Source organism: Pseudomonas sp. C9, assembly GCF_002000165.1.
Taxonomy (GTDB): domain Bacteria; phylum Pseudomonadota; class Gammaproteobacteria; order Pseudomonadales; family Pseudomonadaceae; genus Aquipseudomonas.
Map to the genome: position 1 here is coordinate 3,562,041 of NZ_MPAK01000001.1, position 12,250 is coordinate 3,574,290.

Here is a 12,250-nt window from a genome sequence, read left to right on the forward strand (position 1 = left end):
ACCCGTTGATTGGGGGGGGGCACGCCATAGTGGATCAGCGACGTTACACAGAACAATGGGCTTCCCTGATTTTTTGCGCAGGAATTGCGCTGCGTATTTACGGGATTTCCCCGACAGGGTGTCCGGCCCGGGGTAAGTGCCGAGTCGGACGCAAAGCGCAGGCGTTACAACAGTTTCACTGCCAGATGAGTGCCTGCGCGCAAGTACTCGACTTGTGCCAATACGGCATCCTTGACGATGGCCTCTCCGGTATCGGTCAGCTTGGCTTTTTTTGCATCAATGATGGACGTTTGCATCAATTGCATCACGACATCCATCGCTTTTTGAAGGGCGGTCAGATTGTTGTGTTGGCCAAACTCACGGACAACTGCGTCCATACGGCGGTCCGCGTCATCACGAAGTTTTGTGTATTCAACGACTGAAACCCTGCCGTCCTGGTAAATTTCATTAATCATCTCTTCCAGCGTTTTCGATATTAAAGACATGTGCTTGTTCATCCTTGGTCAGTACTGTTTTTACTTTAGAAAATTGTATGAGCTGTCGAAGTTTACTCAGCGATTTTCAGATTGGAGATAGGAACCGACCGGGTTTTATGTCAGGCGCAATCGAGTGTTTACGTAGGAAAAGTCGTGTTGTTTGCGTTATGTCCAAGCGAGTCAACCGATTGCACCTGCCCGAGGCAGGTGCAATCACTGATGTATCAAGGCATCACCGGCGCCGTATACGTCAGCGTCGTGCCCAGTGCCCACAGCAGAAACAGCACCAGCGGCGTGTGCACCAGCAACTGCACAAACGAAAACCCGATCAGGTCCCGTGCCTTCAACCCGAGCACGCCCAGCAGCGGCAGCATGTAGAACGGGTTGATCAGGTTCGGCAGGGCTTCGGCTGCGTTGTAGATCTGCACGGCCCAGCCCAAGTGGTAGTTGAGGTCGGTGGCCACTTGCATGACGTATGGCGCTTCGATGATCCACTTGCCGCCGCCGGACGGGATGAAGAAGCCGAGAATCGCCGAGTACACGCCCATCAGCACCGCATAGGTGTCGTGGGAGGCGATGCTGACGAAGAAGGTCGAGATGTGGTGTGCCAAGGTCTGGGCATCAGCGCCTTTGACCGTGGTCATCAAGGCGGCGATCGAGCCGTACAGCGGGAACTGGATCAGCACGCCGGTGGTGGTCGGCACCGCGCGGGCCACGGCATCGAGGAAGCTGCGCGGGCGCCAGTGCAGCAGCGCGCCGAGCATCAGGAACAGGAAGTTGTAGGTGTTCAGCCCGGAGATGGCACTGAGCAACGGTTTGGTCGAAAACTCGTGAAACAGCCAGCCAGCTGCCAGCAGCACCAGCAAGAGGGTCAGCAGCGGGCTGTATTCCAGCCATTCGCCGGGGCGAGTGCGTGGTTGCAGTGGCGGCAGATTGAAACTCGGGTCGACGCCACAGGCTTTGGCGTCTCGGGCCGTGTTGGGGCCTGGTGCGGTGGCGTAGGCAACGATCAGCGAGACCACGATCAGCGCCAGCAGCATTACACCGGACTGCCACAAAAAGATCGTTTGGGTGAAGGGAATGACTCCGGTGATCGCCAGGATAGACGGCGGCAGGCTGGCCGGGTTGGCTTGAAGTTGTGCAGCGGAGGACGACAGGCCCAAGGCCCACACCGCACCAAGACCCAGATAGACGGCAGCGCCGGCGGCACGGTAATCCATTTTCAGATCGGTACGGCGGGCGAGGGCGCGCACCAGCAAGCCGCCAAACACCAGCGACAGACCCCAGTTCAATAGCGAAGCGACCATGGAAATCAACGCCACCCAAGCCACGGCCGAGCGACCGTTTTTCGGAAGACGGGCCAGACGGTTGATCAGTTTCACCGCCGGCGGCGAACTGGCGACCACATAGCCGCCAATGACCACGAACGCCATCTGCATGGTGAATGGAATCAGGCTCCAGAAGCCGTCGCCGAACGCCATGGCGGCATCAGTCGGTTTGGCGCCCATGAACAGCGTGGCCACGGCGACGATGATCACCGCCAGCGCGGCAAATACCCAAGAGTCGGGGAACCAGCGCTCGGCAAAACTTGAGCAGCGCAGGGCAAAACGGGCGGAGCGGGTATCTTCGATAGCAGCAGCCACGGGAAAACCTCGAATTGTTATGTTTATTGTGGTCTTTCGGGCCATTGAGGCCCGTCTAGACAGATGCCAACAGTAAAACAACCGTTGCTGTTTTGTGACCAGGTTTCACCTAAACAGGACTATGGTCTAACGGCTTGTCCGTGGAAGCGTTTGCGTAGACCATGGGCGCCTTGGTTTTTTACCGGTTGCAGAGTTCTTTTTCATGACCGCCAACACCCCTTCGCGCCCGACGCCTTTTACCCGTTCGGACTACAAGACCCTCGGCCTTGCGGCCCTGGGCGGTGCGCTGGAAATCTACGATTTCATCATCTTCGTGTTTTTCGCCCTGACCCTTAGCCAACTGTTTTTCCCGCCAGAAATGCCCGAATGGCTGCGCCTGCTGCAAAGTTTCGGCATCTTCGTCACCGGCTATCTGGCGCGGCCGTTGGGCGGGATTCTGATGGCGCATTTCGCCGACCGACTGGGTCGCAAGAAGGTCTTCAGCCTAAGCATTCTGATGATGGCGCTGCCGTGCCTGCTGATCGGGATCATGCCGACCTACGCGCAAATCGGATATTTCGCGCCGCTACTGCTGTTGGCCCTGCGCGTTTTGCAAGGCGCGGCGGTGGGCGGGGAAGTGCCGAGTGCCTGGGTGTTTGTCGCCGAGCACGCGCCGGCCGGGCATCGCGGTTATGCGCTCGGTTTCCTGCAGGCGGGATTGACCTTTGGCTACTTGATCGGCGCCCTGACGGCGACCTTTCTGGCGCAAGCGTTCACCCCGGCCGAAATCCTTGATTACGCCTGGCGTTATCCGTTCCTGTTGGGCGGTGTGTTCGGCGTGATTGGCGTCTGGCTGCGCCGCTGGCTGAATGAAACCCCGGTGTTCATGGCGATGCAGGCCCAGCGCGATGCCGCCGTCGAACTGCCGCTGCGCACGGTCTTGCGCGAACATCGCCTGGCGATGTTGCCGGCGATGATCCTCACCTGCGTGCTGACCTCAGCGGTGGTGGTCTTCGTGGTCATCACGCCGACCATGATGCAAAAGACCTTCGGCATGACCGCCAGCCACACCTTCGCCTTGAGTGCATTGGGCATCGTGTTCCTCAATATCGGCTGCGTGCTCGCCGGTTGGCTGGTCGATCGCATCGGCGCCTGGCGCACGGTTATGTTTTATAGCCTGTTGTTGCCGCTGGGTATTGGCGTGCTCTATACCTGCCTGATTACTGGCGGCAACTGGATCGGTCTGGCGTATACGATTGCCGGGCTGAGTTGCGGCGTGGTCGGTGCGGTGCCGTCGGTGATGGTCAGCCTGTTCCCGGCGCGGGTTCGCGTTTCGGGAATTTCCTTCACCTACAACATTGCCTACGCCGCGTGGGCGAGTATCACACCGTTGTTGCTGATCGGCCTGATGCCGTGGAGCCCATGGATTTGCGTGATGTTCTGTTCGGTCATGGGGGCCGTAGGCGTCGGCAGCGCGGCGTATTTTGGTGCGCGGATGCCCAGAGCCGGCCAATGCGCAGCGGCTGGCGCGATGTAATCGCAGGGTAGATCCCTCGCGTTGCAATTATTTTTGTAGGACAACCCTGAGGCACTCTTCAGAAAACACCCACAAGGCCGATGGCTAGGCTGCATCCCGCTCTATTTCCTGCCTATCGGTACCTTCCCATGTTCAACAAACGCTTGAAGCAGGAGCTGTCGGCTCTTCGCGAAGAACTCTCCAGCCTTCAGCAAGTGAAGGACAGCCTGGAAAGCGAGATGCTGGTCCTGACCCTTGATCCTCAAGGGCGGATTCAGTCGGCCAACCAGAACTTCATCGGCGAAATGCTCTACAAGAGCGCCGACCTGGTTGGCCGGCACATCGAAGACATCGTCCCCGTGCATGTGAAGTCCGATGAGTTCCACCGCCGCTTTCAAAGCGCGCTGTCCCGCGGCGAACATTTCGCCGGGGCCGTTCGCTTGCTGCGTGGCAATGGCCGGGAAGCGTGGTTGCGTTCGATTTTTCAGCCGGTGCGCTCGGCGGATGGCCGGATCAAACACTTCTCGCTTTACTCCAGCGACCTGACGCGCACCATCGAAGCGTCTCGCGAGCACGAGAACCTGATCGGCGCGCTGGTGCGTTCAACGGCAGTCATCGAGTTCGATCTGGACGGCAACGTGCTGACAGCCAATGATCGGTTCCTCAGCGGCATGGGTTACAGCCTGGCGCAAATCAAAGGTAAACATCACCGCACGTTCTGTGATCCGCAGGAATTCAACAGCACTGAATACCAGGATTTCTGGCGCCGCCTGAACGCCGGTGAGTTTGTCGCCGGCCGTTTCAAACGCTTCGACAGCCATGGGCGTATGGTCTGGCTGGAGGCCTCTTACAACCCGGTGGTCGACGCCAATAACAAGCTCTACAAAGTGGTGAAGTTCGCCACTGTGATTACCGATCAGGTCAATCAGGAAAACGCCGTGGCGCAAGCGGCGAACATCGCCTACAGCACCTCTCAGCAGACCGACCAGAGCGCCCAGCGCGGCACGGCCGTGGTGACTCAGGCGGTGGATGTGATGCGCGACCTGGCGAAGCACATGCAAACCGCGGGCGATGGCATCGAAGCCTTGAATGAGCAATCGCTGGTGATCGGCACCATCGTCAAAACCATCAGCGGCATCGCTGAACAGACCAACCTGCTGGCGCTCAACGCGGCCATCGAGGCGGCTCGGGCTGGCGAACAGGGCCGAGGGTTTGCCGTGGTCGCGGACGAGGTTCGACAGTTGGCCTCTCGCACCAGCCAGGCCACCGATGAGATTGTCGGTGTCGTGCGTCAGAACCAGGAGATGGCGCGCAATGCCGTGGCCCTGATGACCGACGGCAAGCTCCAGGCCGAACAAGGCCTGGCGCTGGCGGCGGAGGCGGGCACAGTGATCGTCGAGATTCAGGACGGTGCGCAGAAAGTGGTGAACGCGGTCGGGCAGTTTGCCAATCAGCTCACGACTTGATGCCAGCGCGGTGGAAATCGCTACAATCGGCTCTTTTCAGGAGCAGACACCATGAGCGCTTCCCACCGCCGGCCGGTTCCTTTGCCCAAGGCTTACCGTTTGCTCAATCACGGGCCCACCGTACTGGTGAGCGCAGCCCATGACGGTCAGCGCAACATCATGGCCGCCGCCTGGGCCATGCCGCTGGATTTCGAACCGCCGAAAATTGCCGTGGTGCTGGATAAATCCACCTGGACCCGGCAACTGCTCGAGGCCTCGGGGACGTTCGTGCTGAACGTTCCTTGCGCGGCTCAAGCCGATATCACGCAGACCGTTGGTTCGACATCAGGCCTGGAATTGACCCAAGGCCAAGGCCAGGACAAGTTTCAGACTTATGGCTTGCAAACTTTCAGTGGCGAATTGATTGACGCGCCGATGCTCGAAGGCTGCGTTGCATGGCTGGAATGTCGACTGCTGCCGGAGCCCAACAATCATCAGCAGTACGATCTGTTCCTGGCTGAGGTGATTGCCGCTCAGGCCGATGAGCGGGTATTCAGCGACGGACGCTGGCACTTCGAAGGGCAGGATGCATTGCGCACCCTGCACCATGTGGCAGGCGGGCATTTCTTGACAATCGGCGACCCGGTGGACGGCAAGACCCTGGCGTAAACCCGCCAGGTTCACACCCAGACGTCATTCAATGCGGTCCGTTCGCCACCTTCGCTGCCGGTGTTCAGCACACCCTTGGGCTCGATCAGCAGCAACTTTACTTCCTGATCGGCCGACGGTTTGTGCTCGACGCCCTTGGGCACCACAAACATTTCGCCGGCGTTCACCAGCACGTGGCCATCGCGAAAGTCGAGGCGCAACTGCCCTTCGATGACGATGAAGGTTTCGTCGGTTTCCAGGTGATCGTGCCAGATGAAATCCCCTAGCAGCTTTACTACCTTGAACTGATAGTCGTTCATTTCGGCGATGACCCGAGGCGCCCAGTGTGCGTCGATCCGGGCGATTTTTTCAGCGAAGTTCAGGCTTTTGTAAGCGCTCATGAAGCGGTTCTCCAGGTTGATCGTGAACCCACGATAACCCGCGTATCGGTCAGCTTCTTGTACGATTGTGCGAGGCTCAGCGACGGTGCATTTTCATCCAGCGAGCCGGCGACAGGCCGTAGGTTTTGCTGAATTGCCGGGTCATGTGGCTCTGGTCGGTGAAGCCGGCAATCAGCGCGGCACTGACCAGTGGCTGGCCCTGGATCAGCAGCGAGCGGACCAGATCCAGGCGTCGCATCGTCAGGTATCGATAGGGGCTGGTGCCAAACAGAAGGCGAAAGTCGCGTGACAGGCTCCACCGATCACGACCGCTGTGGTGCGCCAGTTCCTCCAGGGTCACAGTGCGATCGAGTGCGCTGTGGATGAACTCCCGCGCACGTTCGGCGGCCACGTAATCGAAGGATTGGCGCGGGACGCCGGTCGCTCCCGAAACGCTGCTCAGGGCTTGCGCCAGATCGTACAGCGCGTCCTGTTCTTCCAACGGGTCGAGCGGGCAATCGAGGCTTCGCAGCAGCACATCGGTGGCGGCGAACAGGCGAGGGTCCGTCGATAGTCCGGTCTTGATGAACGGCAGCGGCTGACCGCCGAGCATCTGCTGGATCAGTGCCGGTTCGATGTACATCATTCGGTATTTGAAACCGGCCTCGGTGCCGGCCTCGCCATCGTGGACTTCGTCCGGGTGCAACACCAGGGTCCCGCCCGGCAGGCTATGGCGCCATCCTCCTCGGTACTGAAAACTCTGCACGCCGGCCAGGGTTCGGCCGATGGCGTAGGTGTCGTGACGATGAAGGTCGTAGCCGTGGCCGGAAAAAAACGCTTCGAAACGCTGCAGCCCGCCGACGTCGGGCGCGCGGTGGAACCAGTCGATGGGGAGCGTCTGCTTGGTCATGGTGTTGTGTCTTGAGCGCGATGAAGAACACGTTAACCCAGTGGTTGACCCTCTGTCTTCCCACCGATAAAACGCGTCCGTCGGGTAGAAAACCGTAGGCAAATGTTGCATGGTTCCCTCTGCTGTCCGGTACACAGTGGGTGGCCAATCGTTGAGGTGTCTTGAATGAGTAAACTGCGGGTAGGCATTATTTTTGGCGGTCGTTCGGCGGAGCACGAAGTGTCGCTGCAATCGGCGAAGAACATTGTCGATGCACTGGACCGCTCGCGCTTCGAGCCGGTGCTGATCGGCATCGACAAGCAAGGCCACTGGCACCTCAACGACCCTTCGAACTTCCTGCTCAATCAGGAAAACCCGGCGCTGATCGCCCTCAATCAGTCCAATCGTGAACTGGCGGTGGTGCCGGGAAAAGCCAGCCAGCAATTGGTGGAAACCTCCAGCCAGGAACTGCTGGGCCACGTCGATGTGATCTTCCCGATTGTCCACGGCACCCTGGGTGAAGACGGTTGCCTGCAGGGCCTGTTGCGCATGGCCGACTTGCCCTTTGTCGGTTCCGACGTGCTGGGCTCGGCGGTGTGCATGGACAAGGACATCAGCAAACGCCTGCTGCGTGACGCCGGGTTGGCGGTCACGCCGTTCCTCACCCTGACCCGCGCCACGGCGGCGCGTACCGGGTTCGCCGAGGTGCAGGGCAAGCTCGGCCTGCCGTTGTTCGTCAAACCGGCGAACCAGGGTTCGTCCGTGGGCGTGAGCAAGGTCAACGACGCAACCGAGTACGAAGCGGCTGTGGAGCTGGCCCTGGGTTTCGATGAAAAAGTCCTGATCGAATCCGCCGTCAAAGGCCGTGAGATCGAGTGTGCAGTGCTTGGCAACGAAGACGCTATCGCCAGCGGGTGTGGTGAAATCGTTGTGAGCAGCGGCTTCTATTCCTACGACAGCAAATACATCGATGACCAGGCGGCGCAGGTCGTGGTGCCGGCAGACATCAGCGTGGAGGCCAGCGAACGCATCCGGGCGTTGGCCGTGGAAGCGTTCCAGGTGCTGGGTTGCTCCGGGCTGGCGCGGGTCGATGTGTTCCTCACCGACAGCGGCGAAGTACTGATCAACGAGATCAACTCGTTACCTGGCTTCACCCGAATCAGCATGTACCCCAAGCTCTGGCAGGCCACCGGCATGACCTACAGCGAACTGGTCAGCCGTTTGATCGATCTGGCGCTGGAAAAGCACCAGCGGCGGCAGGTTTTGAAGATCACGCGCTAAGCTGTTTATTCCAGCGTCGTACTGAATCCCGGGTTTGAAGCGTGGATGTAGCCGAGTGCGTCGTTGCGTCACACAACGTTATCCGGAATGATAGGTTAATTTGTATACAATAATTTCCATTCATGGAGACAAAACGTGAAAGTCAGCGCGCGTAACGTATTCAAAGGCACCATCAGTCAACTGCAGCCGGGCGCGGTCAACGCCGAAGTCTCGTTGACACTCCCGGGCGGCAACGAACTGGTCGCCGTGGTGACCATGGCGAGCGTGAAGAGCCTGGGCCTGGCGGTCGGCAAGGAAGCGGTCGCGCTGGTGAAGGCGCCGTGGGTCATGCTGATGACCGAGTCGAGCGACATTCGCCTCTCGGCGCGTAACTGCCTGGAAGGCATCGTCACCAATGTCACCGATGGCGCGGTGAATGCCGAAGTGGTGATCAAGCTCGATGGCGGCAGCGAGGTTTATTCAATCGTCACCCGTGAAGCGGTTGCAGAGCTGGGCCTGGCTCCGGGTGTGAGTGCGACGGCGGTGATCAAGGCGTCGCATATTATTTTGGGTGTGCCGGCCTGAAGCGTTTGCGTGTAGGAAATGTCTATACGCGACAACCGATCAAAATGTGAAACCTGTAAAAAAGGGCCTACCTCCCGGTAAGCCCTTGTTCATTCCCGCGTACGAATCAATCCCCCAGCGCTTCCCCCTCACGCCGAGGATCGGCCCCTCCGGCCAGCGACGCATTCCCCTGTGGATCCTTCACCCGGACAATCGCCTGGGTGCCGCTGGTCATGTCGATCTCACTCACGCTGTGCCCCTTGTCCTTCAGCGCCTGAATCAACGTCGCGCTGAACTGCCCCCGTTCCAGTTCGGTCGGGCCGTTACGGCTGCCGAAGTTGGGCAGGTTGATGGCGGCTTGTGGGTCGAGGTTCCAGTCGAGCAGGCCGAGGGTGGTTTTGGTGACGTACTCGATAATTTGCGAGCCGCCGGGAGAGCCGAGGGTGGCGAGGAATTCACCGCTCTGACGATCGAAGATCAGGGTCGGCGCCATGGAGGAGCGCGGGCGTTTGCCGGGCTCGACTCGGTTGGCAACTTTTTGCCCGTTTTCTTCGGGGATGAACGAGAAGTCGGTCATCTCGTTGTTGAGCAGGAATCCCTGGACCATCACGTGCGAGCCAAAGGCCGATTCAATGGTGGTGGTCATGGATACGGCGCCGCCTTCGTCATCCACTGCCACCACTTGTGAGGTGGAAATGCGTAGCGGTGAACGGTCCGGTGCATAGGCGACTTGAATGCCTGGCGGGGTGCCGGGTTTGGCCGTGCCCATGCTGTGGTCACCGATCAGGGCGGCGCGGCTGGCCAGATAAGTTGGGTCCACCAGCCCTTTGACCGGCACGGGCACGAAGTCGGTGTCGGCGACGTACTGTGCGCGGTCGGCGTAGGCCAGGCGCTCGGCTTCCGAGATCAGATGCACGGCTTCGGGGGCGGGTTCGGTGCCTGCCGGTTTGTCAGTCTTGACTGGTTTTAGCGGCGCGAGGGCAAAGCGTGGGTCGCGGTTTTCCAGAGCCTGCAAGGTGCCGAGGATCTGCGCCACGGCGATCCCGCCGGACGATGGCGGCGGCATGCCGCAAATCTGCCAGCGTTTGTAGTCGGTGCACAGAGGCACACGTTCCTTGGCCTTGTAGCCTTGCAGATCGTTCAGCGACAGGCTGCCGGGGTTAGCGTGGCCCTGAACCTTGGCGACGATCTCTTGCGCGACAGCGCCTGTGTACAACGCGTTAGGCCCTTCCTTGGCAATGCGTTTCAGCATCGCGGCCAGTGCCGGATTCTTCAACAGCGTGCCGGCAGCTTTCGGGCTGCCATCCGCGTTCATAAAGTAGGCCACCATGTCTGGCGAACTGCGCATGGACGCATCCGAAGCGATCAGTTGATGAAGGCGCGGCGAGATGGCGAAGCCTTGCTCCGCGAGTTTGATGGCCGGCTCGAACAGCTTCGCCCACGGCAGGCGACCGTGCTTGCGATGGGCCAATTCAAGCGCCCGCAACACGCCCGGCGTCCCCACCGAGCGCCCCCCGATCTGCGCCTGGGTAAACGCCATCGGGGTGCCGTCGGTCTGTAGGAAAAGCTTCTCGGTGGCGTCGTGCGGTGCGGTTTCGCGACCGTCGAAGGTGCGCACCGCCTTGCCATCCCAGAGCACGATCAACGCGCCGCCACCAATGCCGGAGGATTGCGGCTCGACCAGCGTCAACACCGCTTGCATCGCAATCGCAGCATCAATTGCCGAACCACCCTGGCGCAGCATCTCCCGGCCGGCTTCAGCCGCCAGTGGATTAGCCGCTGCTGCCATGTGTCTGGACGCGTGGCGGGTTTGCAGGTCGGTGCGATAGCCAGAGGCGACTTCCGGAGCGACAGGCAAGGTCGAGGAGGGCGGAGAATGACAAGCAGCGAGGGTTAACGCGGCGGCGATCAACGAAAGGGTTGAAAGGCGAAGGGTTGAGAACATGTTGGGGCACTCCGTCCGTGGGAAAGTTACCGGGACTTTATCGGCCGACTCGGCATGGCGCAAACCAAGGCCTACAGTAAAGCTGCATTTGCCCTTCAGGAGTCGAAGGATTTTCTGTAGGGTCGAGCGCAACAGATTGGCCAGAAGATCAACAAGAGGCAGACATGCAGACCGAGTTCCCCACCCAGCCAAGTTACCGCACCCAGCGCGAGCAGTTCCTCGCGGCAGCCACCGCGGCCGGTGCGACGTTGACCGAGTACCCGCATCCGCTCAAGGGGCCTTTCGGTGAGTCGTTGAGCACCGATGTGGCGGTGCTGGGCGATCCGGGCGCCAAGCGGTTGCTCATCGCGTTGAGTGGCACCCATGGCGTCGAAGGCTTCTACGGGTCGGGTTGCCAGATCAAATGGCTGCAGGAGTTGGGCAAGCGCTCACTGCCGACTGACGTCGCCGTGGTGTTCATACACCTGATTAATCCTTGGGGCACCGCGTGGCTGCGCCGGGTCAACGAGGACAACATCGACCTGAACCGCAATCACCTGAACTTCGAGCGTGCGTTGCCGGACAATCAGGCTTATGCAGCGCTGCATGAGATCTATGCCTGCACCGAACTGCAAGGTCCTGAGCGTGAGCGTACCGATGCCTTGCTCGACGAGCAGATTCGCCAGCATGGCTGGCCGGCGGTGATGTCGATTGTCGAGGGCGGCCAGCACAGTCACCCTGATGGCCTGTTTTACGGCGGGCTGGCGCCGAGCTGGTCGAACCGCACATTGCACGCGATCATGCAAAAGCACATGGCCCATGCCGATGTGGCCATGTGTTTCGATTTGCACACAGGGGCCGGTGAGTACGGTCATCCGATGTTGCTGACGATCACCGAAACGGCTTATCCGGCCCTTCCAGACGCGCAGGCCATTTACGGCCCATGGCTCTATACGCTGCTGACCGGCGCCGACACATTGAGCGAAACCGGCGTGGCGGCCACGGCGACCGGCTACACCTCGCAGGCGTTGGTCGATGCCTTGCCCCACGTACGGCTGATGCCGTTTGTCATCGAGTGTGGGACGTATCCGGGCGCGGACGTGCATCGCCATTTGCGCGATGACCACTGGCTGCATCTGCATGGTAATCCGAGTGATGCCGTGGGGCGCGGGATCAAGCTGAATCTGCTGGAGCAGTTCTATCCGGCCGACAGCGACTGGCAGGCGATGGTCTGGCTGCGCACCTGGCAGATTTGGGAGGGGGCGCTGTCTGCACTGCCGGCGATTCGCACCTGACGCGGATGACCTTGAACCCTTGCGGTTCAAGGTACTTTTCTCGAGGCATAAAAAAACGGCCTACCTTTCGGTAAGCCGTTTTTAGTACTTGGTGGCTACACAGGGACTTGAACCCCGGACCCCAGCATTATGAATGCTATGCTCTAACCAACTGAGCTATGTAGCCAAGTGGCGCGCATTATTGGCTTGGAACGATGATGTGTCAAGCGTAAATCTAAAATATTTCTCTAC

The 12,250-nt window shown here is 60.0% G+C and carries 10 protein-coding genes, 1 tRNA gene and 2 pseudogenes; 7 read left to right on the plus strand and 6 right to left on the minus strand.

Going from position 1 to position 12,250, the window contains the following annotated elements; genetic code table 11:
* Positions 1–164: 164 nt before the first annotated feature.
* Together BMS17_RS16645 and BMS17_RS16650 are read right to left on the minus strand one after the other, a co-directional pair.
* Entirely contained in the window at positions 165–485 is a 321-nt protein-coding gene (locus BMS17_RS16645; RefSeq protein ID WP_046030112.1) for a hypothetical protein, read from the minus strand.
* Positions 486–700: 215 nt separating this feature from the next.
* Entirely contained in the window at positions 701–2,119 is a 1,419-nt protein-coding gene (locus BMS17_RS16650; RefSeq protein ID WP_046030114.1) for a short-chain fatty acid transporter, read from the minus strand.
* Positions 2,120–2,321: 202 nt separating this feature from the next.
* Between BMS17_RS16650 and BMS17_RS16655 the strand changes: the two genes are divergently transcribed.
* The 4 genes and pseudogenes from BMS17_RS16655 to BMS17_RS16665 all read left to right on the plus strand — a co-directional run bounded on the left by BMS17_RS16655 (position 2,322) and on the right by BMS17_RS16665 (position 5,728).
* Positions 2,322–3,635: an MFS transporter gene (locus tag BMS17_RS16655; protein WP_077431262.1), complete on the plus strand. Its 1,314-nt coding sequence runs from the start codon at positions 2,322–2,324 to the stop codon at positions 3,633–3,635.
* Positions 3,636–3,853: 218 nt separating this feature from the next.
* A pseudogene (locus tag BMS17_RS30945) lies at positions 3,854–4,540 on the plus strand (PAS domain-containing protein); the annotation flags it as partial.
* 102 nt (positions 4,541–4,642) lie between these two features.
* Positions 4,643–5,080: pseudogene (locus tag BMS17_RS30950) on the plus strand (methyl-accepting chemotaxis protein); the annotation flags it as partial.
* A 51-nt stretch (positions 5,081–5,131) separates the two neighbouring features.
* The gene (locus tag BMS17_RS16665; RefSeq protein ID WP_046030119.1) at positions 5,132–5,728 is read left to right on the plus strand and encodes a flavin reductase family protein; all 597 of its coding nucleotides are present in this window, start codon (positions 5,132–5,134) and stop codon (positions 5,726–5,728) included.
* Positions 5,729–5,739: 11 nt separating this feature from the next.
* Here BMS17_RS16665 and BMS17_RS16670 read toward each other — a convergent pair whose 3' ends face one another.
* Both BMS17_RS16670 and BMS17_RS16675 read right to left on the minus strand, forming a co-directional pair.
* Positions 5,740–6,108, minus strand: a complete 369-nt coding sequence (locus tag BMS17_RS16670) for a cupin domain-containing protein (RefSeq protein WP_046030120.1) — start codon at positions 6,106–6,108, stop codon at positions 5,740–5,742.
* 76 nt (positions 6,109–6,184) lie between these two features.
* Positions 6,185–6,997, minus strand: coding sequence for an AraC family transcriptional regulator (locus BMS17_RS16675; protein WP_046030121.1), 813 nt, complete (start codon positions 6,995–6,997; stop codon positions 6,185–6,187).
* A gap of 165 nt (positions 6,998–7,162) precedes the next feature.
* Here BMS17_RS16675 and ddlA point away from each other — a divergent pair, with 165 nt between their 5' ends.
* Both ddlA and BMS17_RS16685 read left to right on the plus strand, forming a co-directional pair.
* A complete protein-coding gene (gene ddlA / locus BMS17_RS16680; RefSeq protein WP_046030122.1) occupies positions 7,163–8,257 on the plus strand; it encodes a D-alanine--D-alanine ligase in 1,095 nt (364 codons plus the stop codon).
* 135 nt (positions 8,258–8,392) lie between these two features.
* Complete coding sequence (locus tag BMS17_RS16685; protein ID WP_046030123.1) at positions 8,393–8,821, plus strand: molybdopterin-binding protein; 429 nt, start codon at positions 8,393–8,395, stop codon at positions 8,819–8,821.
* A gap of 106 nt (positions 8,822–8,927) precedes the next feature.
* Here BMS17_RS16685 and ggt read toward each other — a convergent pair whose 3' ends face one another.
* Positions 8,928–10,745, minus strand: coding sequence for a gamma-glutamyltransferase (gene ggt / locus BMS17_RS16690; protein WP_046030125.1), 1,818 nt, complete (start codon positions 10,743–10,745; stop codon positions 8,928–8,930).
* A 164-nt stretch (positions 10,746–10,909) separates the two neighbouring features.
* On the opposite strand from ggt, the gene BMS17_RS16695 reads away from it, so the two are divergent.
* Complete coding sequence (locus BMS17_RS16695; RefSeq protein ID WP_077431263.1) at positions 10,910–12,019, plus strand: DUF2817 domain-containing protein; 1,110 nt, start codon at positions 10,910–10,912, stop codon at positions 12,017–12,019.
* Between the two features lie 89 nt (positions 12,020–12,108).
* Here BMS17_RS16695 and BMS17_RS16700 read toward each other — a convergent pair.
* A tRNA-Met gene (locus BMS17_RS16700) sits at positions 12,109–12,185 on the minus strand.
* Positions 12,186–12,250: the final 65 nt, after the last annotated feature.

Bases quoted from the DNA above. Each gene is read 5' to 3' on its own strand.
- BMS17_RS16645 (WP_046030112.1), bottom strand. From the start codon at position 485: ATGTCTTTAATATCGAAAACGCTGGAAGAGATGATTAATGAAATTTAC.
- BMS17_RS16655 (WP_077431262.1), top strand. From the start codon at position 2,322: ATGACCGCCAACACCCCTTCGCGCCCGACGCCTTTTACCCGTTCGGAC.
- BMS17_RS16665 (WP_046030119.1), top strand. From the start codon at position 5,132: ATGAGCGCTTCCCACCGCCGGCCGGTTCCTTTGCCCAAGGCTTACCGT.
- BMS17_RS16670 (WP_046030120.1), bottom strand. From the start codon at position 6,108: ATGAGCGCTTACAAAAGCCTGAACTTCGCTGAAAAAATCGCCCGGATC.
- BMS17_RS16675 (WP_046030121.1), bottom strand. From the start codon at position 6,997: ATGACCAAGCAGACGCTCCCCATCGACTGGTTCCACCGCGCGCCCGAC.
- ddlA (WP_046030122.1), top strand. From the start codon at position 7,163: ATGAGTAAACTGCGGGTAGGCATTATTTTTGGCGGTCGTTCGGCGGAG.
- ggt (WP_046030125.1), bottom strand. From the start codon at position 10,745: ATGTTCTCAACCCTTCGCCTTTCAACCCTTTCGTTGATCGCCGCCGCG.
- BMS17_RS16695 (WP_077431263.1), top strand. From the start codon at position 10,910: ATGCAGACCGAGTTCCCCACCCAGCCAAGTTACCGCACCCAGCGCGAG.